Source organism: Pilimelia columellifera subsp. columellifera (genome assembly GCF_039532605.1).
Lineage (GTDB): Bacteria > Actinomycetota > Actinomycetes > Mycobacteriales > Micromonosporaceae > Pilimelia > Pilimelia columellifera.
This window is the reverse complement of sequence record NZ_BAAARY010000005.1, coordinates 114,983-137,885: the sequence shown is the minus strand read 5'-3', so window position 1 is coordinate 137,885 and position 22,903 is coordinate 114,983. Positions and strand designations below refer to the sequence as shown.

Annotated in this window: 21 protein-coding genes and 1 tRNA gene; 10 read left to right on the top strand and 12 right to left on the bottom strand. The window is 72.2% G+C overall.

Annotation, left to right across the window (positions count from 1 at the left end; all coding sequences use genetic code 11):
* The first annotated feature begins 73 nt into the window (after positions 1-73).
* Positions 74-1,387 (top strand): type VII secretion-associated serine protease mycosin, encoded by a 1,314-nt coding sequence (mycP, locus tag ABD287_RS07395; protein ID WP_344170255.1) that lies wholly within the window; start codon positions 74-76, stop codon positions 1,385-1,387.
* A gap of 18 nt (positions 1,388-1,405) precedes the next feature.
* Here mycP and ABD287_RS07390 read toward each other — a convergent pair whose 3' ends face one another.
* Genes ABD287_RS07390 through ABD287_RS07370 form a run of 5 tightly spaced genes read right to left on the bottom strand, consistent with a single transcriptional unit; the run spans position 1,406 to position 5,840 of the window.
* On the bottom strand, positions 1,406-2,584 hold the full coding sequence (locus ABD287_RS07390) for a MarP family serine protease (protein ID WP_344170252.1): 1,179 nt from the start codon (positions 2,582-2,584) through the stop codon (positions 1,406-1,408).
* Positions 2,585-2,588: 4 nt separating this feature from the next.
* Complete coding sequence (locus ABD287_RS07385; RefSeq protein WP_344170249.1) at positions 2,589-3,278, bottom strand: NUDIX hydrolase; 690 nt, start codon at positions 3,276-3,278, stop codon at positions 2,589-2,591.
* The gene (locus ABD287_RS07380) at positions 3,275-3,853 is read right to left on the bottom strand and encodes a TlpA family protein disulfide reductase (protein ID WP_344170246.1); all 579 of its coding nucleotides are present in this window, start codon (positions 3,851-3,853) and stop codon (positions 3,275-3,277) included. The genes ABD287_RS07385 and ABD287_RS07380 overlap by 4 nt, the downstream gene beginning before the upstream one ends.
* The gene (gene nth, locus ABD287_RS07375; RefSeq protein WP_344170243.1) at positions 3,850-4,656 is read right to left on the bottom strand and encodes an endonuclease III; all 807 of its coding nucleotides are present in this window, start codon (positions 4,654-4,656) and stop codon (positions 3,850-3,852) included. Before nth ends, ABD287_RS07380 begins: the two co-directional genes overlap by 4 nt.
* 14 nt (positions 4,657-4,670) lie before the next feature.
* Positions 4,671-5,840 carry a CapA family protein gene (locus ABD287_RS07370; RefSeq protein WP_425565540.1) on the bottom strand — a complete coding sequence of 390 codons (1,170 nt, stop codon included), beginning with the start codon at positions 5,838-5,840 and terminating at the stop codon, positions 4,671-4,673.
* 394 nt (positions 5,841-6,234) lie between these two features.
* Between ABD287_RS07370 and ABD287_RS07365 the strand changes: the two genes are divergently transcribed.
* Positions 6,235-6,912: a Crp/Fnr family transcriptional regulator gene (locus ABD287_RS07365; protein WP_344170237.1), complete on the top strand. Its 678-nt coding sequence runs from the start codon at positions 6,235-6,237 to the stop codon at positions 6,910-6,912.
* A 65-nt stretch (positions 6,913-6,977) separates the two neighbouring features.
* On the opposite strand, the gene ABD287_RS07360 is transcribed toward ABD287_RS07365, so the two are convergent.
* The 5 genes from ABD287_RS07360 to sp36 form a co-directional block, all read right to left on the bottom strand.
* The gene (locus tag ABD287_RS07360) at positions 6,978-7,949 is read right to left on the bottom strand and encodes a serine/threonine-protein kinase (protein WP_344170234.1); all 972 of its coding nucleotides are present in this window, start codon (positions 7,947-7,949) and stop codon (positions 6,978-6,980) included.
* A 101-nt stretch (positions 7,950-8,050) separates the two neighbouring features.
* The gene (locus tag ABD287_RS07355; RefSeq protein ID WP_344170231.1) at positions 8,051-11,638 is read right to left on the bottom strand and encodes an adenylate/guanylate cyclase domain-containing protein; all 3,588 of its coding nucleotides are present in this window, start codon (positions 11,636-11,638) and stop codon (positions 8,051-8,053) included.
* On the bottom strand, positions 11,635-12,396 hold the full coding sequence (locus tag ABD287_RS07350; protein WP_344170228.1) for an MBL fold metallo-hydrolase: 762 nt from the start codon (positions 12,394-12,396) through the stop codon (positions 11,635-11,637). The genes ABD287_RS07355 and ABD287_RS07350 overlap by 4 nt, the downstream gene beginning before the upstream one ends.
* Before the next feature lie 166 nt (positions 12,397-12,562).
* Positions 12,563-12,991 carry a RidA family protein gene (locus ABD287_RS07345; RefSeq protein WP_344170968.1) on the bottom strand — a complete coding sequence of 143 codons (429 nt, stop codon included), beginning with the start codon at positions 12,989-12,991 and terminating at the stop codon, positions 12,563-12,565.
* A 29-nt stretch (positions 12,992-13,020) separates the two neighbouring features.
* Positions 13,021-13,185, bottom strand: a complete 165-nt coding sequence (sp36, locus tag ABD287_RS07340; protein ID WP_344170225.1) for a Sp36 family protein — start codon at positions 13,183-13,185, stop codon at positions 13,021-13,023.
* A gap of 66 nt (positions 13,186-13,251) precedes the next feature.
* On the opposite strand from sp36, the gene ABD287_RS07335 reads away from it, so the two are divergent.
* From ABD287_RS07335 to bagB, 3 genes are read left to right on the top strand one after another with little or no spacing between them, the layout of a single operon-like run.
* Positions 13,252-13,818 carry an Rv0361 family membrane protein gene (locus tag ABD287_RS07335; RefSeq protein ID WP_344170223.1) on the top strand — a complete coding sequence of 189 codons (567 nt, stop codon included), beginning with the start codon at positions 13,252-13,254 and terminating at the stop codon, positions 13,816-13,818.
* 53 nt (positions 13,819-13,871) lie between these two features.
* Positions 13,872-14,834: an ATPase BagA gene (gene bagA / locus ABD287_RS07330; protein WP_344170220.1), complete on the top strand. Its 963-nt coding sequence runs from the start codon at positions 13,872-13,874 to the stop codon at positions 14,832-14,834.
* 9 nt (positions 14,835-14,843) lie between these two features.
* Complete coding sequence (bagB, locus tag ABD287_RS07325) at positions 14,844-15,968, top strand: ArsA family ATPase (RefSeq protein WP_344170217.1); 1,125 nt, start codon at positions 14,844-14,846, stop codon at positions 15,966-15,968.
* A 24-nt stretch (positions 15,969-15,992) separates the two neighbouring features.
* On the opposite strand, the gene ABD287_RS07320 is transcribed toward bagB, so the two are convergent.
* On the bottom strand, positions 15,993-16,295 hold the full coding sequence (locus ABD287_RS07320; protein ID WP_344170216.1) for a WhiB family transcriptional regulator: 303 nt from the start codon (positions 16,293-16,295) through the stop codon (positions 15,993-15,995).
* Between the two features lie 731 nt (positions 16,296-17,026).
* Here ABD287_RS07320 and ABD287_RS07315 point away from each other — a divergent pair.
* Positions 17,027-19,420, top strand: coding sequence for a transglycosylase domain-containing protein (locus tag ABD287_RS07315; protein WP_344170214.1), 2,394 nt, complete (start codon positions 17,027-17,029; stop codon positions 19,418-19,420).
* 58 nt (positions 19,421-19,478) lie between these two features.
* On the opposite strand, the gene ABD287_RS07310 is transcribed toward ABD287_RS07315, so the two are convergent.
* Positions 19,479-19,934, bottom strand: a complete 456-nt coding sequence (locus ABD287_RS07310) for a GatB/YqeY domain-containing protein (protein WP_344170212.1) — start codon at positions 19,932-19,934, stop codon at positions 19,479-19,481.
* Between the two features lie 132 nt (positions 19,935-20,066).
* Between ABD287_RS07310 and ABD287_RS07305 the strand changes: the two genes are divergently transcribed.
* The 4 genes from ABD287_RS07305 (at position 20,067) to ABD287_RS07290 (ending at position 22,849) form a co-directional block, all read left to right on the top strand.
* Positions 20,067-21,011, top strand: a complete 945-nt coding sequence (locus ABD287_RS07305; RefSeq protein WP_344170210.1) for a metallophosphoesterase — start codon at positions 20,067-20,069, stop codon at positions 21,009-21,011.
* Between the two features lie 64 nt (positions 21,012-21,075).
* Positions 21,076-21,152: transfer RNA gene (locus ABD287_RS07300), tRNA-Pro, on the top strand.
* Between the two features lie 407 nt (positions 21,153-21,559).
* Positions 21,560-22,357: a spherulation-specific family 4 protein gene (locus ABD287_RS07295; RefSeq protein WP_344170208.1), complete on the top strand. Its 798-nt coding sequence runs from the start codon at positions 21,560-21,562 to the stop codon at positions 22,355-22,357.
* Positions 22,358-22,417: 60 nt separating this feature from the next.
* The gene (locus ABD287_RS07290; protein ID WP_344170206.1) at positions 22,418-22,849 is read left to right on the top strand and encodes a hypothetical protein; all 432 of its coding nucleotides are present in this window, start codon (positions 22,418-22,420) and stop codon (positions 22,847-22,849) included.
* Positions 22,850-22,903 lie beyond the last annotated feature (54 nt).

The window sequence follows — 22,903 nt, the reverse complement described above, 5'->3', positions numbered from 1 at the left end:
GTGCTTCAACCATTAAAGGTGGTTACGAGGTAACCTTAGGTCGATAATCCGATTTTTGAGGATTGGTCCTGAGTTGCCCGTCCCCTCGCCGTTCACCCCACGTCGTCTGGCAGCCGCCGCGCTCGTCGTGCTCACCGCCGCGGTCGCCTCCACCACCGTCGACGCGGCCGCCACCGGCAACGCGACCGCAGCAGCCGCCAACCTCCCGGCCCGCGCCGACAGCATCCGGGCGCAGCAGTGGCAGCTCGACCTCCTCGACGCCCGCGCCGCCTGGCGGCATGCGACCGGCGCCGGCGTCACCGTGGCCGTCGTCGACTCCGGAGTGGACAGCACCCACGTTGACCTCAGGGGACAGGTCCGGCCCGGGCTCGACCTCGTCGACCGCCGTCGTGACGGCCGATACGACGCCGTCGGGCACGGGACCACCGTCGCGGGGCTCATCGCCGGCCGCGCCGACGACCGGCGCGGCGTCGTCGGCCTCGCCCCGGACGCCGAAATCCTGCCGGTGCGGGTCCTCGACGCCAGCAACCGCTACGACGACGCCGCCGTCGTCGCCCGCGGCGTCCGGTGGGCGGTCGACCAGGGCGCGCAGGTCATCAACGTCTCGCTCGGCGGCCCGGGCGACAACGACGCCCTCGCCGACGCCCTGACCTACGCGTTCGACAACGACGTCGTCGTGGTCGCCTGCACCGGCAATCTCACTCCCAGCACCGGCGCGGACGTCTGGTTCCCCGCCCGCGTGCCCGGGGTCGTGGCCGTCGCCGGACTCGACCAGCCGCCGACCCGACGCTGGCCCAAGTCGGTCAGCGGCCCCGAATCGGTCCTCAGCGCCCCCGCGGCCGGCCTCGTCGGGGCCCGTCCCGGGGGCTACTGGACGGTCCAGGGCACCAGCTTCGCCACCCCGCTGGTGTCGGCGACAGCCGCGCTGATCCGCTCGCGCTGGCCGGGGATGTCCGCGGCGAGCGTCGTCAACCAGATGATCCGCACGTCCCGCGACATCGGTCCCGCCGGCCGCGACGACGCCTACGGTTTCGGCGTGGTCGACCCGGTGGCCGCGCTGACCTGGTCCGGCGAGCCCGTCGCCGCCAACCCGCTGCGCTCCAGCGCCGCCGTCGCCCAGGCGCCGCGTCGGGCCGCCGCACCCCGGCAGTCGGCCGCCCGCCCCACGCCGGCCGCCGCGGCAGCCCCGCAGGCGGCCGCCTTCGGGGCCACCCCCGCGGCGCCGGCCGACCTGGCCGCGGCCAGCGTCGACCGTCCCGCGGACAACAACCGCTGGTGGTGGCCGATGGCCGGATGGATGGTGGTGGCGCTCGCGGTCGCGGCGCTCGCGATCCGGTCCACCCGACGCGGCGCCACTGACCGCGCCACCGGACCGCCAGCGCACTGAGCCACGGTCAGAGGAAGGTCAGGCGCACTTGCCGGTGCGGACCTTGTCGTTGCTGGTCCTTCCCGCTGCGGCGACGCCGGCGGCCTCGGCCGCGCTGACGGCGAAACCGGTGTTCCGGTCGTCCGCGGCGGCCGCGAAGATGACCCCGAGCACCCGACCGTCAGCGGCGAGCAGCGGTCCACCGGAGTTGCCGCTACGCACCAACGAGCGCAGCGTGTACACCTCGCGGTTGATCTTCCGCTTCTCGTAGATGTCCGGCCCGGTGATCTGCCGCAGCTCCCGCACCCGGGCGGCCTGCGCGTTGAACGGTCCGTCCAACGGGAAACCCAGGACGAGGCCGTCGGCCCCGGCGGGCGCCGGCTTGCCGACGAACGGCAGCACCGGGGCACGGAGCCCCGGAACGTGCAGGACGGCCAGGTCACGACCCGGGTCGTACACGACGACGCGGGCGTTGTGCAGGTCATCGTCGAGCTCGATCCGCACCCGGTCGGTGCCGGCCACCACGTGGGCGTTCGTCATGACCCGCTCGGCGGCATAGACGAACCCCGAGCCCTCGATCCGCCGCGAGCACGACGGCGCGGTGCCCAGCACCTTCACCACCGAGCGCCGACCGGCGGCCACCGCCGGTGACTTCGCCAACGCCGGGTCCGGCGGCGCCACCTCGGTGACCTGGGTTGCGTCGAGCCCGTCGAACACGTCCGGGAAGCCCCGGGTGTCGACGCTGTCCCGCAGCTTCTGGGACAACGCCTTGGCTTCGGCCGGAACGACCGAGTCGATGCCGTCGAGGACCCGCGAGTTGCGTACCGCTGACGCCAGCCACGGCTGCGCCGACACTCCCAGCGGCACCGCGACCAGCCAGACGACCAGCACCATCGCCAGCAACGACACAGCGGCCCCGCCGATGTCGTCCGCGAGCTGGCCGGTCCGGTTGGGGATGGCCCGGCGCACCTTCGCCCCCAGGAACCCGGCGGCGGCCTGACCAGCGACCGCCAGTCCGAAGACGGCGGCGAGCGCGACCGTCACCTTCCAGGTGGGATCAACGATCTGGTCAGCGGCCCACGGACCGATCTGTAGCCCCACCAGCGCTCCGACAAAGAATCCGGAGAAGGACAGAATGCCCGTGACGAAGCCTTGCCGGTAGCCGCTGAATCCGAACGCCAGCGCGAGCACGATGAGGACAAAGTCAACCGGGGACACTCGTTCAGAGTACGGGCGGTGCCACGCCGTCGACCACGACGCGCGGTCCGCTCGTGGTGACGGATGGTGCAAGGTCGACTATCCGATCGGTGGGCCAGGGCCGTGACCAGCCGGCGAAGTCCAGAACTGTGGCCAGGATCCCGGCCGTGAAGCCCCAGACCCGCATCCCGCCGACATCGAAGGCCGGGCCGGTCCACCCGTTCGGCATCCGGACCCGCAACCGGTTCTCCGGATCGACCAGCTCGGTCACCGGCAGCCGGGCCACCCGGGCGACCTCGCGTGGCTGACGCGGCCCCACCTCGTGCGGCGCCCGCCACCACGCCAACACCGGCGTGACGGTGAAATCACTGACCGGAATCCACAGCGGGGGCAGCTGCGCCACCACCACCGCCGACGCCGGAACCAGACCCACCTCCTCGGCGGCCTCGCGTAGGGCGGTGTCCGTCGGCCCCGCGTCACCGGCCTCGGCGGCGCCGCCCGGGAACGCCGGCTGGCCGGCATGGGTGCGCATGGTGTCCGGACGCTGGATGACCAGCACGTCCGGGCCGGTGTCGCCGTCATCGCCGATGAGCACCAGCACGGCGCCCGGGCGGCCGCCGGGCTCGGGACGGCGCAGCTGGGTGAAGTCGCGGGTCCGCGCGGCACGGGCCCGGCTCAGCAACGGCTCCCACCAGGCGGGCAGCTCCGCCGTCATGCGACACCTCCGAGACGCTGGGCGGTGAGGTCGGACAGGGCCCGGTCGGTCAGCGGCGGCCCCCGGTAGACGTGGGCGACCCGCCCGCCGGCGTCGACGAAGATGGTGAGCGGGAGGACGCTGTGACCCAACGCCCGACCGAGCTGGTGGTCCCGATCCACGAGCTGCGGGAAGCGCACCCCTGTCGCCTGGCCGAACTCGGCGGCGCGGGACGGCTCGTCCCCGGTGAGCACCCCGATGACCCGGACCGGACTCGCGTCCCGTTCCGCGAGCCGTTGGAACGCCGGCAGCTCGGCCCGGCACGGGGCGCACCAGGTGGCCCACAGGTTCACCACGGCTGGACCGGCCAGCTGGTCCAGCCGCACCACCGCCCCGCCGGTCAGGCACTCGAACGACAGCGCCGGCAACCCGTCCCGGATACCGGGGTCGCGGTCCGGCGCGGTGAGCCCGGCGCAGGAAGCGAAGGCGGCAGCGGTCGCCGGCGGCGTCGCGTCGCCCGAGCACCCGGCGACGAGCGCCAGCGCCACGCCCGCCGCCAGCGCCGCCGAGCCCAGCCGGCGCGCCTGGCCCGTCACGGCCCCTCCGGGGCAGCCGTGGGCGCCAGCGCCGGATCGACCCCGGCGAGCGCCGCCAGCTCGGCCGCCCGGGGCCCCCTGAGCAGCCGGACGGCCTGGGCCGGATCGGTCGGGCCCTCGCCGTACGACGGACACATCGCAGCCACCGAACATGCTCCGCAGGCTGGTTTGCGGGCCTGGCAGACCCGGCGACCGTGGAAGATGATCCGGTGCGAGAACATCGTCCAGTCGCGCTTCTCTATCAGTGCCCCGATCGCGAACTCGATCTTCACCGGGTCGTTCTCGTCGGTCAGCCGCCAGCGACGGGTCAGCCGCTGGAAGTGGGTGTCGACGGTGAGCCCGGGAACGTCGAAGGCGTTCCCGAGAATGACGTTGGCGGTCTTCCGCCCGACGCCGGGCAGTTTCACCAGGTCGACCAGCCGGCCCGGCACCTGCCCGTCGTGCCGCTCCAACAGCGCCTGCCCCAGCTTGATCAAGGAGTCGGTCTTGTTCCGGAAGAAGCCGGTCGGCCGGATCAGCTGCTCCACCTCGCTCCGGTCGGCGGCGGCGTAGTGCGCGGCCGTGGGGTACCGGGCGAACAGCGCCGGGGTGACCGAGTTGACCCGTTCGTCGGTGCACTGGGCGGACAGGATCGTCGCCACCGCCAGCTGCAACGCGTCAGCGTGGTCGAGTTCGCAGTGGGCGTCCGGGTGGGCCTGCTCCAGCGCCCGGGCGATCCGACGGGCCCGCCGCTTGCGGCCGAGCGGCGTCTCGGCGGTGTCAGTCACAGGGACGAGGGTACGTCGCCGCCCCCGCCCGACCACAGACGGCGGCGGCGTCAGGACGACGGGGCGATGCGGCCCGTGCCATCGAAGTCAGGGTCGGACTGGGGGAAGTCGTCGCTGCTCAGCCGCCGGACCAGCGCCAGGCCGGCGCCGTCGGGGTCCACAGTGGGCCTGCCGTAGCGCATCACCGTGGACAGGAATCGCCCGGATCGGTAGGCGCCGTCACGGTTGAGGGTCACCGTCAGCAGGCCGCCCAGGCCCAGCCGGCCGCGCTCGCTGAGCACGCCGCCGCCGGCCGCGAAGTTGCCGAGGCTGTAGGCGATCAGCCGCCCCCGGTAGAACTCCATCCCGCGCAGCACATGCGGGCCGTGACCGATGACGAGATCCGCGCCCGCGTCGACCATCGCGCGGGAGAACCCGACCGGGTCGCCCCGGTTCTCGCCCAGGAAGCGCTCCTCGCCCGGCGTCACCCTGGTCTCGTTGATCCCCTCGGCGCCCATGTGCGCCTGGACCACCACGATCTCAGCGCGATCCCGCGCCCGACGTACCACCTCACGGGCCTCGTCCAGCCGCAGCAGGCTGTTCGACCAGGCGTAGGACGAGAAACCGACGACGGCGATCGCGATGCCGTTGCGTTCGACCACGGCGATCTCGTCCGGACCTCCAGTGTGATCGAGGCCCACGCCCTCAAGCGCCCGGTGGGTGTTACGCAGCCCCGTCGAGCCGAAGTCGTTGGCGTGGTTGTTGGCCAGGTTGAGCAGGTCGAAGCCGGCGGCCTTGAGGTGCCGCGCGTACCGGGGAGGCGCCCGGAACTGGAAACAGTCGCCGCCCTGCGGACGCTCGTTGGGTGTCGGGCTCGCGATGCGCGGGGACGCGCTCGGATCCGCGACGCGCCGGCACTTGCTGACGCCGGTGTCGTCGGTGAGGACGCCTTCCAGGTTCCCCATGACCAGGTCGGCCTCAATCCGTTCGGACACGCCGTCGAAAAGGCCGACGCCGTCGTTGGCCGGCAACCGGTGTGGGGCGCTACCGAGAACGATGTCCCCGACCGCGGCGAGCGAGACCGCCTCGCCGTCCGAGCGCGGGCTGGGCGGCGTCTGCCCCGGCGCGTCGGCCAGCGGGGCGAGCCAACGCGGCGCGTCGGCAGGGGCGCCGGTCGAGGCGAGGGCGCCCACGCCGATAGCCGCGCCGCCGATCACCACTGTGGCGATGACCCCGGCCATCACGCCGGGCCGACGCCACAATGACACGCGACCCTCAGCCGCTGTGGACGGGTCCGCCGGGTCGGGCGGGTCTGTCGGCGCTGCCGGGTCGGGGAGCGGATCAGGCATAGTCACGGAACCATACCGCCCCCGGACCGCCCCCGACAGTCCCCAAAGGAGCCCGCCGCTCGCCACGCCCCTGCTCCCGGACGGACGCGGCGAGCGCAGCGGAGCCGCCTCGTCACCCGGCCGCCACCTGGGTCGCGGCATGCGAATCTCACTCGGGGGTCCTGCCCCAACAGGGCCGTCGTACGCCTAGACTGTGCACGCGCCAGCAGCAGCCGCACGGCCGGCGACAGTCGTGAGAGCCGCCAGCGGGGTCGGGTAGACGGCGGGTCGGGAGAAAGGTTCACCGATGGACGAGGTACTGGCCCGTAGCGGGATCTTCCAGGGCGTTGACGCCGACGCCGCCGCCGCGCTCGCCAAGGAGATGGAGACCGTCGACGTCCGCAAGGGCGATGTCGTCTTCAACGAGGGCGAGCAGGGCGACAGCCTCTACATCGTCATCGCCGGCAAGATCAAGCTCGGTCGCCGGGCAGCCGACGGACGGCAGAATCTCATCTCGGTGATGGGCCCGTCCGACATGCTCGGTGAGTTGTCGCTGTTCGACCCCGGCCCACGCACCGCCACCGCCACCGCGGTCACCGACACCCGCCTGGCCCGGCTGCGGAAGCAGTCGCTGCGACCGTGGCTGGCGGACCGGCCGGAGATCGCCGAGCAGCTGCTGCGGGTGTTGGCGCGCAGGCTGCGCCGGACCAACGACGCGCTGGCCGACCTGATCTTCACCGACGTTCCCGGCCGGGTGGCCAAGAACCTGCTCCAGATGGCGAGCCGCTTCGGGACCCGTGACGGCGGCGTCCTGCGGGTCACCCACGACCTCACCCAGGAGGAGCTGGCCCAGCTCGTCGGCGCGTCCCGGGAGACGGTGAACAAGGCCCTGGCTGATTTCGCCTCCCGCGGCTGGCTGCGTCTGGACGGCAAGAGCGTCATCATCCTGGACCCGGAGCGGCTGGCGCGGCGCGCCCGCGTCTGAGTTCTCCGCCTCAGCGGGCCCGCCGGTTTCCAGATCGTCGGTCAGCGGGGCGCGGCGACTGCCGGTCAGCCACGGCGCGGCCAGTTGAACAACCGACGTAGCGTGCCCCCTGCGCCTGGATCGGACTGCCGAGGCGCCGGCGCCGTGCCGCGTGCCTTGACCGACGCCACGCCATAGCCCGGACGCGACTCGGCCGCCCGCTCCGTCGGGCCGCCGACCAGGCTCACCGACGACAGCATCTCGCGCATCTGGGCGGCGGTCGGACGGCTCGCGGCGTCGTTGGCCATGCCCGCGCGCAGCACCTCGATCAGCGCCGTCGGGACCCCGGGCAGATCGGGGATCGGCTCGGCGAACAGCTCCATCAAGGTCAGCAGACCCGGATTGACGTCCTCACGCCAACGGGGCGGACGCCCGCGCATCACCGCGTACAGCGTCGCCGACAGGGCGTAGATGTCGACCGGCGGCGACGGGTGGCTGTGTCGGAACATCTCCGGCGATGCGTACGCCGGCGTCATGACCTCAAGGGTGACCGACGTGTCACGATGCTCGGCGAGAATGGCGAGGCCGAAGTCGGCCAGGACCGCGGAGTTGAAGTGTGAGTAGAGGATGTTCGCGGGCTTGATATCCCGGTGCAGCACGCCGAACTCGTGCGCGTAGACGAGCGCGTCGGCGATCCGGACGCCCAGGTCGCGGGCCTCGACGGCGGAAAGCGGGGCGCTGGTCATCCGGTCGCCGTACGAGCCGTCGCACAGCTCCATGATCAGGTAGGGGTGACCGTCCTCGGTGACGCCGACATCGAAGAGGTCCACCACGTGCGGGTGCGAGGAGAGCCGGCCGGAGGCGCGGGCCTCGCGCAGGAACCGGCGCTGGTCACGGTCGTTCTCCAGGCGGTGGTTCTCCACCTTGACGGCGACCTCGCGGCCCACCGAGTCCTGCACGGCCCGGTAGATGGTTGCGTGACCGCCACGCGCCAACAACGAAAAATCTGACAATCCAGGCACGATCGGGGAGCGGAAGCTACGCGGTCGGTCGGTCACACAGAGAAGGTACGCCACGTGCCGCCATCCCGATGTCGGCTAGCCGACCGAACGAGCGGCACAAATCACCCGTAATCTCCGCCACCCGGGCAGGGCGTCGCTCAATCGGCGTCGCCGACCGCCAGCTGGGCCGCCACCGCGTCCGTCGCCGCCCGTTCGCTCGTCTGCTCCGTCGCGTACGCCAACCGCACCGCCTCCTTCGCGACGCCCCGGGCGGCCGCCAGATCCCCGGCGACGGCCAACACCTCCGCCAGCGTCCGGGTCGCCACCACGCCGCTGCGGACGTCCTCGCCAGGCAGCAGCACCGCCTGACGCGCCCACGACAACGCCTCGTCGACCCGACCCGCGGCCAACAGGGCGCGCGCGTACAGAGCGACGGCCTGCCGCCGCGCGTACAACAACGACGGCGCGCCCGACGCCTGCGCGACCGGCGCCAACAGCCGCGACGCGCCCGCCGCGTCGCCGCCCGCCAACCGGGCCGCCGCCAACAACGCGCGCGGTCCGACAACCGCCGCCGGCAGGGCGTCATCGCGACCCGCCACCGCCAGCGCCGCCCGCGCCTCCCCCTCAGCCCCCGGCAGATCCCCGCCCTCCAGCGCCACCAGGCCACGGACCGTGCGGACCAGACCCAACAACAGCGGATGGCCCACCCGCTCGCAGTACCGCAACGCCTCGGCCAGCAGATCCCGCGCATGCTCCGGCTCGGCCAGGTCCCTGGCCACCGCCCCCCGCACCACGAGCGCGAAGCCACGGCCCCAGTCGTCGCCGACCGCCGCGAAGTCCCGGTAGGCGCGCCTGGCCTCCCGGTCAGCCTCGCCCAACTCGCCCAGCTCGGCGGCCGCGAACGCGTTCACCGCGCGCAGCGTGCCCACCGCCCAACCGTCGCCGACCCGCTCCCCCGCCGGCAGAAACGCCTGGCTGAGCCGGCGGGCCTCCAGCAGCCGACCGGCCAGCAGCCGGGTGAACGCCGTCGTCCCGCGCAGCCAGACCTGACCGACCGGGTCGCCCAGCTCGCTGTACAGGGTGGACGCCCGCGCCAACGCGGTCTCGGCGCCGGCGAAGTCCGCCCGGGCCGTGGTCACCCAGGCCAGGTTCTGCAACGACCAGGCCTGCGAACGCCGATCCCCCGCGGCTTCGGCGATCTCGTACGCCTCGGTGAACCTGGCCGCGGCCTCGGTCAGCCGGCCGGACAGATAGTCCAACATGCCCAGCCGGCGCATCGCCTCCGTGCGCGGCGCCGGCAGATCGGCCGCGGTGGCGACAGCCAACGCCTGGGCCCACTGCCGCTCGGCACGGCCGATGTCGCCGGTCACCCGGGCGGCCCGCCCGGCCAGCAGCAGCGCCTGCGCCCGGTCCGCATCGTCGATCTCGTCGGCGGTCAGCTTCTCGACCAGCGTCGACGCCTCGCCGACTCGTCCGACCTGCAACAACGCCCGGGCGTACACCAGCTGGTCAGCGGCCGACAATGCCTCACCGGCCAGCGCCATCGCCCGCTCGGCATACCCCAGAGCCGGCCCCGGCTCCCCGGCGGCGACCGCACGCCTGGCGCAGCGCCCCAGCGCCGCCACCCCCAACGGACGCACCTGCCTGGCCACCGCGTCAGCCCGTAGACCCACCTCGTCGGCAAGCGCCGCCGCCCGCTCCACGTGGTACGCCACGAACAGGTCCCGGCCCAGCTCCTCGTCTGGCTCGGGCAGCGCCGGCGCGCTGAGGTCGGCGAAGCTCGCCGCCGCCTCGGCATCGCAGGTGGCCGCCCAGCGGCCCAGGAACGCATGCCGTTGGGCCAGGTCGGCCTTGCCGATGCCCACATATGCGGCTTGGCGCATGAGCGGCGTCAGGAAGGCGTAACCGCCGCGGACCCGGTGCAGCATCCGGCGCTGGAGCAGATCGTCAAGGGCCCGCTCCAGCTCCGCCGCCGCCGCCCCGAGCCGCCCGCCGCGCCGCTCCCGCAGCGCCTCGAGCACCGCCCCGGGCACAGTGTCGCCCACGACCGCGGCGTCCCGCAGCACCGACCGGGCATCGCCGGGCAGCGAGTCGATCCGGGCGGCGAGCACCGCGGCCAGGTCTCGCGAGAGCAGCCGGCTGCCGAGCGAGCCGGCCGCCAGGCGCCACACCGGGCCGGCGTCGGCCTGGCTGGCGGCCTCGGTCAGCGCCCCCCGCTCGATGAGCAGAGTCACCAGCTCGGCCAGGTAGAACGGGTTGCCCTGCGCCGTGGCCAGCAGCGCGTCGGTGTCCCCCTGGGGCAGCCGCCCGCCACCCAGGTAGGCCGAGAGCAGGCGGGCCGCGTCGGCGCCCCGCAGCGGAGGCAACGAACGCACCTCCGCGTCGGCGATGCCGGTCAACGCCCCAGCGGTGCGGACCAGCTCCGGTCGGCCGAGCAGCAGTGTCAACACCGGCCCGGACAACCGTGACAGGGTGTCGCCGATCGCCGCCAGGGCGTCGGGGGTGGCATCGTGAAGATCGTCGATGACGACCAGCAGCGGGCCTTCCTCGGTCAATGCGCTGAGCAGCTCGGCGACCGCGTGCGACACGGCGTCGGTGGCGTCCGGTGCGGCGGCCCCGGGCCGGTCCTCGTCGGCTGGCGGCCGGGGCGTCACCTCGCCGAAACCCAGCAGGCCCAGCAGCAGGTCCGTGGGCAGGGCGCGCTCGCCGCCACGGCCCAGCCGCGCGGCCAACCGGTGGAAGCGGTCCTCGACGGCCGGCCGGGCCTCGGTGGTGTCGGCGGGTAGACCGATCGCCGACCGGACCAGATCCGCCAGCGGCGCCAGCAGGCGGCGCTCGCCGAACGCGGCGCAGCGCGCCGCCAAGACCCGGGCCGGCCGACCGGCGTACGGGCCGGGGCCGGGCTCGTAGTCGGCGGCGGCCCGCTGGGCCTCGGCGGCGAAGCGGCTCTTGCCGGTGCCAGCCTCGGCGGTCAGAAGCATGACGTACGGCTCACGCCGGTCGACGACCTCGGCGAGCCGGCCGACGAACCGGCCCAGGTCCGACTCCCGTCCGACGAACGGCGCCTCGTCGCCGAGGCCGGGCCGGGTGCCGGGGGCGTCGTGCAGGCCGAGCAGCTCGAACGTCTCGACCGGGACCCGTTTGCCCTTGAGTCGCAGCGCCCGTAGCTGTCGCCAGGACGCCAGATGCCGGGTGGCCGTCGCCGTGGCCGCCCCGGCGTAGACGGCGCCGACGGCGGCCGCGTCCGCGAGCCGGGCGGCGGTGTTCACGGTGTCGCCAATGACGGTGTACTCGATGGCGGCCTGGACCCCGGCGACCACCTCGCCGGTGTTGAGGCCGACGCGCAGCCCCAGCGGGGCGCCCCCGCCGCGTTCGTCGTCGAGCACCCGACGCACCGAGCGCTGCATGGACAGCGCGGCCCGGATCGCCCGCTCGGCGTCGTCCTCGTGGGCCACCGGCGCGCCGAAGACGGCCATGATGCCGTCGCCGGTGAGCTTGTCGACGTGGCCGCCGTAGGTCTTGACCGCGCCGGCGAGCGAGGCAAGCACCCGGTCGGTGACGGCGCCGACCCGCTCCGGGTCGACGTCCTCGGACCAGGAGGTGAAGTCGGACAGGTCCCCGAACAGCACCGTGACGACCCGCCGCTCGGCGATCGGGAGGGTGGCGGCGAGGGCCAGAGCGAGCCCGCAGTGGTGGCAGTAGCGGGCGCCGGGGACGGCGACGGTGCCGCAGCGTGGGCAGGTCACGTCCGCTCCCCTCGCACATGTTCAAGCTGGGCCCGGGCGGACCATTCAGCCGCTTCCCGGAGCGCGGGGTCGAGGCCGGCGTAGACGCGGTCGACGATGTCGGCCGCGGTGACGGCGCCGGCCCGTACCGCCGCCCGCACCTGTTCGAGCCGGGCGAGCCGATGGTCGCGGTAGAACGCCGCTGCGGCGGCGGTGTCGGCGAGCGCGGGCCCGTGTCCGGTCAGCGCGGGCACGCCCGCGTAGGCGGCAAGCGTGGCGAGGCTGTCGAGGTAGTCGGCGAGGCTGCCGTCGGGCCACGCCACGACGGTGGTGCCGCGCCCGAGGATGGTGTCGCCGGTGGCGACGACCCGCTCTCCGGCGACCTCGGCGACGAGACAGACCGAGTCGGCGGTGTGGCCAGGGGTGGCGAGCCGGGTGATGGTGAGACGGTTGACGGTCAGCTGGTCGCTGTCGACCAACTCGGCGCCGGCGCGGTCGCAGAACGTGTCGAGGCCCTCGATGTGGTCGTGGTGTCGGTGGGTGACCAGCACCTGGCCGACCGGCCCGAGGGCGAGGACGGCGTCGAGGTGGCCGTGGTCGAGCGGCCCGGGGTCGATGACGACCGCCGGCGCGTCGGGCGAGGGCCTCAACACCCAGGTGTTGGTGCCGTCGAGGGTCATCGGGCCTGGATTGGGGGCGCGAACCAGCGTCACCCAGCCCGGAAGCCGCTCGGTCGCTGTTGCTGCGGACACCGTGACGCGTGCCGGACCCCCCACCATGACAGCGATACTAGGCCCGTCCCCGCGTCCCACCCCGCCACCCCGTGATGATCATGACTCCTACGGGAAAACCCGTCCGATTTAGGCGGTATCGCTCATGCTCAACAGCCAGAACGGACAGACGGCGGGGCGGGGCGGGGCGATCGGACGAGCGATCGGCGGGGCGTCAGCGCACCTCGGCGATGATCTCGATCTCGACCGGGGCGCCGAGCGGCAGCTCGGCGACGCCGACGGCGCTGCGGGCATGGACCCCCGCGTCGCCCAGCACCCGCCCAAAGAACTCCGACGCCCCGTTGACGACGCCGGGCTGCCCGGTGAAGCCCTCAGCCGATGCGACGAAGCCGGTCACCTTGACGATCCGGACCAGCTTGTCCAGCCCGACCACCGAATCGACCGCGGCCAGCGCGTTCAGCGCGCACCGCTGCGCCAACTCCGTCGCCTCGCCTGGCGAGACCTCGGCGCCGACCTTGCCGGTGGCCAACAGCTTCCCGTCGACCATCGGCAGCTGGCCGGACACGTAGACGTGGTCGCCCAAGCGCGTCGCCGGCACGTACGCGGCCAGCGGCGGGGTGACCTCAGGAAGCGTCAGGCCCATCTCGGCGAGTTTGGCCCGCACGTCGACGCTCACGCGGCTCCGCCCTTCGGGCGCTTGAGGTAGGCGACGAGCTGCTCGGGGTTCGGCCCCGGCACGACGGCCACCAACTCCCAGCCGTCCTCGCCCCAGGTGTCCAGGATCTGCTTGGTGGCGTGCACCAGCAGGGGCACCGTCACGTACTCCCATTTCTGCATGCCAGGCACGATACCGGCGCGCCCGGACCGGCCCCGCCAGGGCCGAACCCAGGCGACACTGGGCACATGCCGGACGAACCAGACCAGCAACCCGCCGCCCCGCCGCCGCCGGCCGCGCCGCCGCCGCCGTCATCCACGCCGCCTGCCACGCCGTCATCCACGCCGCCGTCCGCTGACGCCCCGACCCGCCGCCGTCCGGCGCGGCGCCTCGCCCTGCTCACCGCGCTGGCCGCCATCGTGCTGCTGTGCGCCGGCGGCGGCCTCACCGCCTGGCTGGTCAGCCGGGACACCCGGATGGGCGCCAGCGACCCGGCAGTCGCCGTCAACGAGTTCCTCACCACCGTCTACACCGCCCGGGACACCGCCCGGGCCGCCGACCTGACCTGCCCCGCCGCCCAGGACTCCGGCGCGGTGCGGGCCCGCGTCAACGATCTCGACGCCATGCTCGACGGCCTCACCGATCCGGCGATCACCTGGACGCCGCCGGCCCCCGTCCGCGACGGCGACGACCGGACCGCCGCAGACGTGACAGTGACCCTCGCCACCACAGACGAGCGGACCTCCGAGCAGCGCCTGCGGCTGACCGTCGTCCGCGACAACGGCTGGTGGGTCTGTGACGTCGCGTCCAGCTGACGGCAGCCTGCCTCGGCTAACCTCGCCACCGTGACTCCCGCGACGGCGCCCCGATGAACCCCGCCTGGCCGGCCCGGCTGCATGTGGTGACCGGCAAGGGCGGCGCCGGCAAGACGACCGTGGCCGCCGCGCTGGCCCTGGCGTTGGCCGCCGGCGGCCAGCGCGTCCTGCTCGTCGAGGTCGAGGGACGGCAGGGCATCGCGCCGCTGTTCGGCGTCGACCCGCTGCCGTACGAGGAGCGTCCGGTGGCGGTCGTTCCCGGTGGCGGGGAGGTCCGAGCGCTGGCGGTGGACGCCGAGGAGGCGCTGCTGGAATACCTGGCGATGTTCTACAAGCTGGGCGCCGCCGGCCGGGCGCTCGGCAAGATCGGCGCGATCGACTTCGCCACGACGATCGCCCCGGGCCTACGGGACGTCCTGCTCACCGGCAAGGTCAAGGAGGCCACGACCAGGGCCGTCGGCGGGCGGCACGTCTACCAGGCGGTGGTCCTGGATGCCCCGCCCACCGGTCGGATCGGACGTTTCCTCAACGTCACCGCCGAGACGGCCCGCCTCGCCAAGGTCGGACCGATCAAAACCCAGAGCGACGGGGTGTCGGCGCTGCTGCGCTCGCCGATGACCGCGGTGCACGTGGTGACGTTGCTCGAGGAGATGCCCGTCCAGGAGACCGCCGACGCCCTGGCAGAGCTCACCAGGCTCGGCATCCCGACCGGCAGGATCGTGGTCAACGCCGCCCACCCGCCGCTGCTGACGGGCGGCCGCCCTACCGCGACGGCGATCCGCAAGGGCCTGGCCGCGGCCGGACTGGCCAGCGATCCGGCGACAGTGTCGGCGCTGCGCGCGGAGGCTGACGCGCATCGGGCCCGGGCGACGGCCGAGGCAGGCCTGCGCGCCGAGCTGGCCGGCCTCGGCCAGCCGATGATCGAGCTACCGCTGCTGCCGGACGGCGTCGACCGGGCGAGCCTCGACCTGCTCGCCGCGATGCTGGCCGAGCCGCCGGCGGCGGGGCCCGGCTAGGCTCGGACCGTGCCGGATGCCCTGAACCTGGACGCGATCGTGGCCGATCCTGGCACCCGGATCGTGGTCTGTTGCGGCGCGGGCGGCGTCGGAAAGACGACGACAGCGGCGGCGTTGGCGTTACGGGCGGCCGAGCGGCACGGCCGACGCACGGTAGTTCTGACGATCGACCCGGCCCGCCGGTTGGCGCAGGCGCTCGGCCTCGTGGAGCTGGACAACTCACCGCGTCTGGTCTCAGGCTTCGATCCGTCCGCCGGCGGCGAGCTGCACGCCATGATGCTCGACATGAAACGCACCTTCGACGAGGTCGTGCTCGCCCATACCGACCCGGTCCGGGCGCAGGAGATCTTCGCCAACCCCTTCTACCAGGCGATGAGCTCCACCTTCGCCGGCACGCAGGAGTACATGGCGATGGAGAAGCTGGGGCAGCTGCACGCCCGCGGCGAGTGGGACCTCATCGTGGTGGACACGCCGCCGTCGCGGTCGGCCCTGGACTTCCTCGACGCCCCGGCCCGGCTGTCCCGATTCCTCGACGGGCGGATGTTGCGCCTGCTCATGGCCCCCGCCCGGGGCGGACGCAGCCTGTTCAGCCTCGCCACGGCGGCGGTCGGGGTGTTCTCCCGGGCGGTGCAGAAGATCCTCGGGGCGCAGCTGCTCGCTGACCTGTCCGGTTTCGTCGCCGCGCTGGACTCGATGTTCGGCGGCTTCCGCCAGCGCGCCGAGGAGACCTACCAGGTGCTCCAGAACCGGGAGACGGCGTTCCTCGTGGTCGCCGCGCCCGAGCCCGACGCGATCCGGGAGGCCGGGTACTTCGCGCAGCGGCTGCGGCAGGAGCGGATGCCGCTGGCCGGGCTGGTCCTCAACCGGGTGCACGGGACGGCCATCCCGGAGTTGACAGCGGCGGCGAGCCTGGCCGCGGCGCACCAGCTGGAGTCGGCGGTCGGGCATCAGGGCGTCGCTGACGTGCTCCGGGTACACGCGACCGTCGCGCGTCGCGCGGACCGGGAGCGCCTCGTAGCCGGGCGTTTCGCCGACGAGTTCCCGGATGTCGCGACGGTTTCGGTGACGGCGCAGCCCGTCGACGTCCATGACCTCGACGGGCTGCGGCTGATCGGCGAGAACCTCGCCGTATGACGACCCCGCTCGTGGCGCCGGATCCTAGCCGACCGGTACGAGCACCTTCTCCTCGTCCTGCTCCCGCATGGCGACCTCGAACATGCGCCGCCAGCTGGTGATCTGCGGGTGACGCCGCAGCAGCGCCCGCCGCTCGCGTTCGGTCATCCCGCCCCAGACCCCGAACTCGATGCGGTTGTCAAGCGCGTCGGCCAGGCACTCGTACCTCACCGGGCAGCTTCGGCAGATCCGTTTCGCCACGTTCTGCTCGGCGCCCTGGACGAACAACGCGTCCGGATCGCCGTTCCGGCACGCGGCCAGACTGGGCCAGTCCGTGATCATGCCCATCAGTGCACGTCCCCCCTTGTCGCGTTCCCCCTCGTCACCCTCGCGCCTCGGCGCTGCGCTGACCGGCGCTGCGCGGCGACCCCCTGCCGCACACCTGTCGGTCGCTTCTCCGCCATCGCTCACCCGCGGCGCGCGGGCTTGTGACACTCGCCGGACCATCATGCTCTGTAGTCATCCGATTACGCAACGTTGTCTGCCAAATCAGCGACCCCAGGAGGACTGGACCGGCTCGCACCGCTTCCACCGACCCTGACACCCGTCGCGACCTGCACGAACACCTCGACCCACGCGCACGCCGACCCGGCCCCGACCAAGAGAACAGAAGCCGGAGACACGCCGGGGACACCTCGGCCAGCCGGAGTCCGGCACGTGATCATTAATCGCAGTCAACCCGACGCCAGCGGACGCGTGTGGAACGCAACGAGAACATCGTTCAAAAGAAGTGGCGGCTCTGCGACACGGCGCAGCGCCGCCCGGCGCCCCGGTCCCCGACTCGACGTCGGCCACCCGGCCCCCACTAATGACCAGGCCCAAGCCCGAAATGAGCCGAGCGCCGGAGGGCAACGCGGGCACGCGTCACGTAACCTTGCCGCGTGAATGTATGGCGCGGCATCGATCGCCGCCGAGCCAAGGCCGTCAGCACCATCACGGACCGGCTTGAGAAGAGCGGCATAACCGGGCAGAAGATACGTCTCGGACGAATCTTCACGGGGCACCGTGACCGCAGTCTCGTGAGCAGCTTCGCGGCGCTCGCCGTCTGCGGCGTCCTCACGGGCCTTGTCGTGGCCGCCGCTGCCTTCCCCGGCGCCGCGATGAGCGGGCTGGCGGTCAAGGCCGGCGCCGAGACATTCGCCAAACTCCCCAGCGAGCTGATCGTCAAACAGGCGCCGCAGATCACCTACGTCTACGCCAACGACGGACGCACCCCGTTGGCCACTCTCTACGACGAGAACCGCAGCGACACCCGGCTCGACCAGATCGCCCCGGTGATGCGCCAGGCCATCATCGCAGCCGAGGACCACCAGTTCTACGAGCACAACGGTGTTGACCCGCGCGGCATCGCCCGGGCGCTGGTCGCCACCGGCTCCGGCGGCGACCAGCAGGGCGGCTCCACGCTGACCATGCAGTACGTCCGCCAGGCGATCTCCTACTCGGCCGAGAAGCCCGCCGACGTCGTCGCCGCCACCGAGGACACCCCCGCGCGCAAGCTGCGCGAGGTCCGCTACGCGGTGTCGCTGGAGCGGGAGCTCAGCAAGGACGAGATCCTGGAGCGCTACCTCAACATCGCCCCGTTCGGCAACGGCACCTACGGGGTCTTCGCCGCCAGCCGGGTCTACTTCGGCAAGCATCCCAAAGACCTAACCATCGACCAGGCGGCCATGCTCGCCGGCATGGTCAAGGCCCCGTCGGCGTTCGACCCGAACACCCCGACCGGCTACCCGCAGGCCGTCGCCCGACGCGACTACGTCATCGGACAGATGGTCGAGACCGGCGCGATCACCCCGGCACAGGCCACCACCGCCAAGGCCGCGCCGCTCAAGGTCGGCAACAAGCGCACCCCGAACGGCTGCGTCAGCACGCCCAAGAACGACTGGGGGTTCTTCTGCGACTACCTCTACCGCTGGTGGATGGAGCAGGAGGAGTTCGGCGAGACCGCGTACGACCGGGAACGCGCCCTCAACAGCCAGGGTTACAAGATCATCACGACGCTCGATCCGAAGATCCAGTCCAGCGCTAAGCGGGCCGTCGAGCGGCACCTGCCGACCGGCAACCGACACGCGCTCATGATCGCCGCGGTGGAGCCAGGCACCGGACGCGTACGCGCCATGGCCACGAACCGTAACTACAGCCTCGACCAGTCCAAGAACAAGCCCTCCACCAACCCGGACAAACGCCGGCTCAAGATGAAGGGCACCTACCCGAACACCACCAACCCGCTGATCACCGGCGGCGGCGACATCGCCGGTTACCAGGCCGGCTCCACATTCAAAATGTTCACCGCCGTAGCCGCGCTGGAAAAGGGCATGCCGCTGGCCACCAGCTACCGGGCGCCTGGCCAGATCCGCACGAACTACGTCGTCGAGTACGGGTCGCCGTCCGCTTGCCGCGGCACCAACCGCTGGTGCCCTAAGAACGCCGACCCCAGCATGAACGGCGTCCGCACAATGTGGACGGGCTTCGGGCGTTCCGTCAACACCTACTTCGTCAAGCTCGAAGAGCAGGTCGGCGCCGACCGCGCCGTGCGGGCCGCGGAGAAACTGGGCATCAGGTTCCGGGCCGCCAACGACCAGTACTACTCCCAGAACGCCAGGACCTGGGGCGCCTTCACCCTGGGGGTCTCCCTGACGACCCCGTTGGAGGTCGCCAACGCCTACGCCACCCTCGCGGCCGAAGGCAAGTACTGCGAGCCGATCCCCGTCCAGGAGATCCGTAAGGGCGACCAGGCGTTGAAGGTCGCCAACCCGCGCTGCGAGCAGGTCGTCAAGACCGAGGTCGCGCGGGCGGCCATCGACATGGCCCGGTGCCCGGTCGGCGACCGGTCCGCGACCACCAGATGCGACAGCGGCACCTTTTCCAGCGGGCGTGGACTCGTGGGCAAGCCGGTAGCGGGCAAGACCGGCACTACCGACGGAAACAAGACCGCGAACCTGGTGCTCACCTCGAAGAAGCTCGCCGTGGCCGGCACCATGGCCGACCCCGACTGGGCGAACACCTACGCCGAGATGAGCAGCAACGTCGTCAACTACGCGGTCGGCGAAGCCCTACGGGACGGGCTCCAGGGCATCGAGTCACCGAACTTCACCGCACCCGACGGCGGACTGGTCAACGGCGAACAGCGCCGTATCCCATCGGTGACCTGCACGCCAATCGAGACCGCCATGTCGCGGATCCGCGTCGCCGGCTTCAGCCCTGAACTCGGGCGTCGGGTCGAGTCACGCTGCCCGACCGGAACAGCGGCGGGCACCGACCCCGAGTGGCGGACCATCAAGGGCGGCCCGGTCGTCATCGACATCAGCAACGGCAGGAAACCCCAACCCGATGCTGACCGGCAGATCCCGACCGACCCGGACGGCCTCCTGCCCGGTGAGACCGCCGTGCCGCGCCGGGACGAATTCCCCGGCTGACCTCTCACGATCGCTGCTGGACGGCCCGCACGCGCACGCGGGCCGTCCAGTTTCCCGCTCAGGCGGCCAGTTGTCGCCTGACCTCCGCGGCGACCCGTCCACCCTCGGCCCGCCCCGCGACGGCCGCCTGGGCGACCTTCATCGCCTGCCCCATCGCCTTGGGGCCGTCGAACCCGCCGGCCACCAGCGCCTCGGCGACAATGACGGTCAGGTCGTCGTCCGACAGCTGCGCCGGCAGGTAGCGATCCAGGACGCCACCCTCGGCCAGCTCACGCGCCGCCTGCTCGGCGCGTCCTGCGTCAGCGAACGCGGTAGCCGCCTCACGACGCTTCTTGGCCTCCTTCACCAGTACCGCCAACACCTCGTCGTCGGTCAGCTCACGGGCGGCGGCGCCGGCGACCTCCACGGTGCGGACGGCAGCCAGGGCCATCCGCAGCGTCGACGTGACCAGCTCATCCCGGGCCTTCATCGCGGTCCGTAGGTCGGCGTTCAGGGAGTCCTTCACAGCGCTCATGGCTGCAAAAACTACTCCGGTCGGCATTCGGACGCCCACCGATATCGACAGCGCGGCCCTCGGCGGGATCTGGCCAGCACAGCATCAGCCTGGTCTCCGTCAGCTCCCCACGCGGGAAACTAACCTGGTCGTATGCAAACGCCTGTGGCTGACCGGTCCGCCCGCCCCGCAACGACCCGCGGCAGGAATGGGCGGCGGCTACTCCAGGCCGCCTCGTGGGCCGTCGCCGCCGGTGTCGCCACCCTCGCGTACGCGTCGCTCGTCGAACGCAACATGTTCGCCATCCGCCGCTTCGACGTGCCGGTGCTCGCCCCTGACGCGGAGCCACTGCGCGTGTTGCATGTTTCCGACCTGCACATGACCCCCGGGCAGGGCCGCAAACAGCAGTGGGTGGCCGCCCTCGCCGGGTTGGACCCGGATCTGGTCCTGGTCACCGGCGACAACCTCGGCCATCCCGATGGGCTCGACGGGGTGGTACGGGCGTTCCAGCCGCTGTTCCAGGTTCCAGGCGCGTTCGTCTTCGGCTCCAACGACTACACCGGTCCGGTCTGGAAGAACCCGTTCGGCTACTTCGCCAGCGAACGGGAGTACACCCACGGCGTCGACCTACCGGTAGAGGACCTGCGGGAGGTCTTCACCGGCGTCGGCTGGCACGACCTCAACAACGCCCGCACCACGATCACCGCCGGTGGCCGCCTCATCGAGCTGGCCGGAGTCGACGACCCGCACATCCAGCGCGACGACTGGCCAGCCGTCGCCGGGCCCGCGTCGCCGGACGCGGCCGTCCGGGTCGCCCTCGCTCACTCGCCCGAGCCGCCGCTACTGGACCTCATGGCCGCCGACGGCTTCGATTTGCTGCTCGCCGGGCACACCCACGGCGGTCAGGTGTGCCTACCCGGCGTCGGGGCGCTGGTCACCAACTGCGGCCTGCGGCGCAGCATGGCCAAAGGCCTGCACCGATGGCCCGGCTCGGACGCCTGGCTACACGTCACCGCCGGCGTCGGCACCCATCCGACCGCGCCCGTGCGGTTCGCGTGCCGACCGGAGGCGTCGCTGCTGACGCTCATCCCACGGTGACAGACCTGTCCGGATACCCGCGTTGGACGGCCGAAGATGGTGGGCTACGATAGCTCGGCACCACCGGGGTATGGCGCAGCTTGGTAGCGCGCTTCGTTCGGGACGAAGAGGCCGTCGGTTCAAATCCGGCTACCCCGACCACAAAACAGCAGTTCAGTGGCAGTCTTCCATCGACGGAGGACCGACCGTGGCTGTACTCCGCCCCGCCGGTGAACAGGTGGGGAGCAGAATGACCGTGCATCAGCGAATCGTGGGTAGCCGCGCCTCTCTCCCCGCGCCGATCTGATCGTCCTAGAGCTGGCCGGTCGTCGCTGTTCTGATCCCGTCAAGCGCTCGGCGACGAGCTTGTCGCGTTGCTGACCGGGAAGGCCGACTCGTACGAGGCAGGTCTGCGGTCATCGCCCGAGGCTGTCGAGGGCCTCCCGTCGCCAGCGCGCCGATCGCTGACTCAGGGCAACGACCTCTTTACATAATCGTGGCTATCGATGCCATGTCGGATGATGAGAGAGTGATCACAGCCATGTGAAACCGCAGGAGGGGAGGCGTCGATGCGCAAGGTCCTGGCCGTGGCGGTCGTGGCAGCCGTCCTCGGCACGGCTGGGCTGGTGACCCGTGGGCAGGCTGATGCGGCGCCGCCCATGCGCGCGCTGGTCCCGCTGTACGTCCTGCCGCCGGAGTCCGACGACGCCTACAGCGACTGGCACCGCGCCTGCGACTCCTCCCCGGCCGGCTCGGCGATCGTGGCCAACGTCTTAAGCGGTCCGGGTGACACTCTCAACCAAAATTATCTGGCCGCCATCCAGTACTGCGCGCTTGCCGGTCAGCGGGTGCTGGGATACGTGCACACGGAGTGGGGCCGACGGTCCGCAGAGCTGGTCCACGCCGAGATCGACCGGTGGCACGGCCTCTACGGCAGCTGGATCAGCGGCGTCTTCGTCGATGAGATGGCCACTGACATCGCCACAGCCAGCTACTACCGTGCCCTATACGCCCGGGCCAACGAACGCCGCGCCGGCGCCCTGGTGGTCGGCAACACGGGCACAGCGTCCGGGACGGGCTGGCACCTCACCCAGCCGGCCGCCGCCGACATCCTGGTGATCTTCGAGGGCCCGGCGGCCAGCCTCGGTTCCTTCGCCGCGCCGGAATGGGTGCAGCAGACGCCGCCGGAGCAGTTGGCGGCGCTGGTCTACGAGACCAGTAGGGAAACGGTTCCCGCGGCGTGCGACGCGCTGCGGGCGCTGCCGGTCGCCTGGGCACACGTCACACCGGAGACGCTTGCCGACAACCCGTGGGACCGGTTGCCCGCGCCCGCCTACACCAACCGGGTCCGCAACGCCTGCCGATAGGTCGCCAGGATGAGTAGCTCTACTCATCCGACCACGCAGGCGAGCCGCGATGATCGATGGATGACGATCACCCCCTCGCCAGCCGCGCGAGCGTTGTCCGCCGCGGCGCTCGCGCTCATCACCGTAGCGCTGTGGTGGGCCTGGCTCGGCCACGACACCACGTACTACTTCGACCAGCAGTTGCAGACCCACCAGGGCCCCTATCGGGCCTGGCAGGTGGCAGGCTGCGCCCTGACGCTCGTGGCCGTCGCGGTCGTGGCCGTCTGGCGACTGCCGCTGTGGGTAGTCGTCATAGTGCTGCCGGCCGCGCTGACGCTGGCGTGGTCCTGGCGGGCGGCTGAAGACAGCAGCGGAATGTGGATAGTCGGCGCCGTCATGGTCTACCTCGGCTCGACGGCCGCGGCAGCCCTGGTCGGTGGGCTGACCGCGTTCGTCCGCCGGGAGCTGCGGCGCGACCACCCGCGGGTGTCCGCGCCGAGCGCAACGCCCTGACCTGCTGGTTCTCTCACTAGCCCAGATGCGCCGCCGGGGCGGTGTTTGATCAGA

Excerpts from the sequence above, each read along its gene's own strand:
- ABD287_RS07385 (WP_344170249.1), bottom strand. The coding sequence starts at position 3,278 with ATGACGGCGGAGCTGCCCGCCTGGTGGGAGCCGTTGCTGAGCCGGGCC.
- ABD287_RS07370 (WP_425565540.1), bottom strand. The coding sequence starts at position 5,840 with ATGGCCGGGGTCATCGCCACAGTGGTGATCGGCGGCGCGGCTATCGGC.
- ABD287_RS07365 (WP_344170237.1), top strand. The coding sequence starts at position 6,235 with ATGGACGAGGTACTGGCCCGTAGCGGGATCTTCCAGGGCGTTGACGCC.
- ABD287_RS07350 (WP_344170228.1), bottom strand. The coding sequence starts at position 12,396 with ATGGTGGGGGGTCCGGCACGCGTCACGGTGTCCGCAGCAACAGCGACC.
- ABD287_RS07345 (WP_344170968.1), bottom strand. The coding sequence starts at position 12,991 with ATGGGCCTGACGCTTCCTGAGGTCACCCCGCCGCTGGCCGCGTACGTG.
- sp36 (WP_344170225.1), bottom strand. The coding sequence starts at position 13,185 with ATGCAGAAATGGGAGTACGTGACGGTGCCCCTGCTGGTGCACGCCACC.
- ABD287_RS07335 (WP_344170223.1), top strand. The coding sequence starts at position 13,252 with ATGCCGGACGAACCAGACCAGCAACCCGCCGCCCCGCCGCCGCCGGCC.
- bagA (WP_344170220.1), top strand. The coding sequence starts at position 13,872 with ATGAACCCCGCCTGGCCGGCCCGGCTGCATGTGGTGACCGGCAAGGGC.
- ABD287_RS07320 (WP_344170216.1), bottom strand. The coding sequence starts at position 16,295 with ATGGGCATGATCACGGACTGGCCCAGTCTGGCCGCGTGCCGGAACGGC.
- ABD287_RS07310 (WP_344170212.1), bottom strand. The coding sequence starts at position 19,934 with ATGAGCGCTGTGAAGGACTCCCTGAACGCCGACCTACGGACCGCGATG.
- ABD287_RS07305 (WP_344170210.1), top strand. The coding sequence starts at position 20,067 with ATGCAAACGCCTGTGGCTGACCGGTCCGCCCGCCCCGCAACGACCCGC.
- ABD287_RS07295 (WP_344170208.1), top strand. The coding sequence starts at position 21,560 with ATGCGCAAGGTCCTGGCCGTGGCGGTCGTGGCAGCCGTCCTCGGCACG.
- ABD287_RS07290 (WP_344170206.1), top strand. The coding sequence starts at position 22,418 with ATGACGATCACCCCCTCGCCAGCCGCGCGAGCGTTGTCCGCCGCGGCG.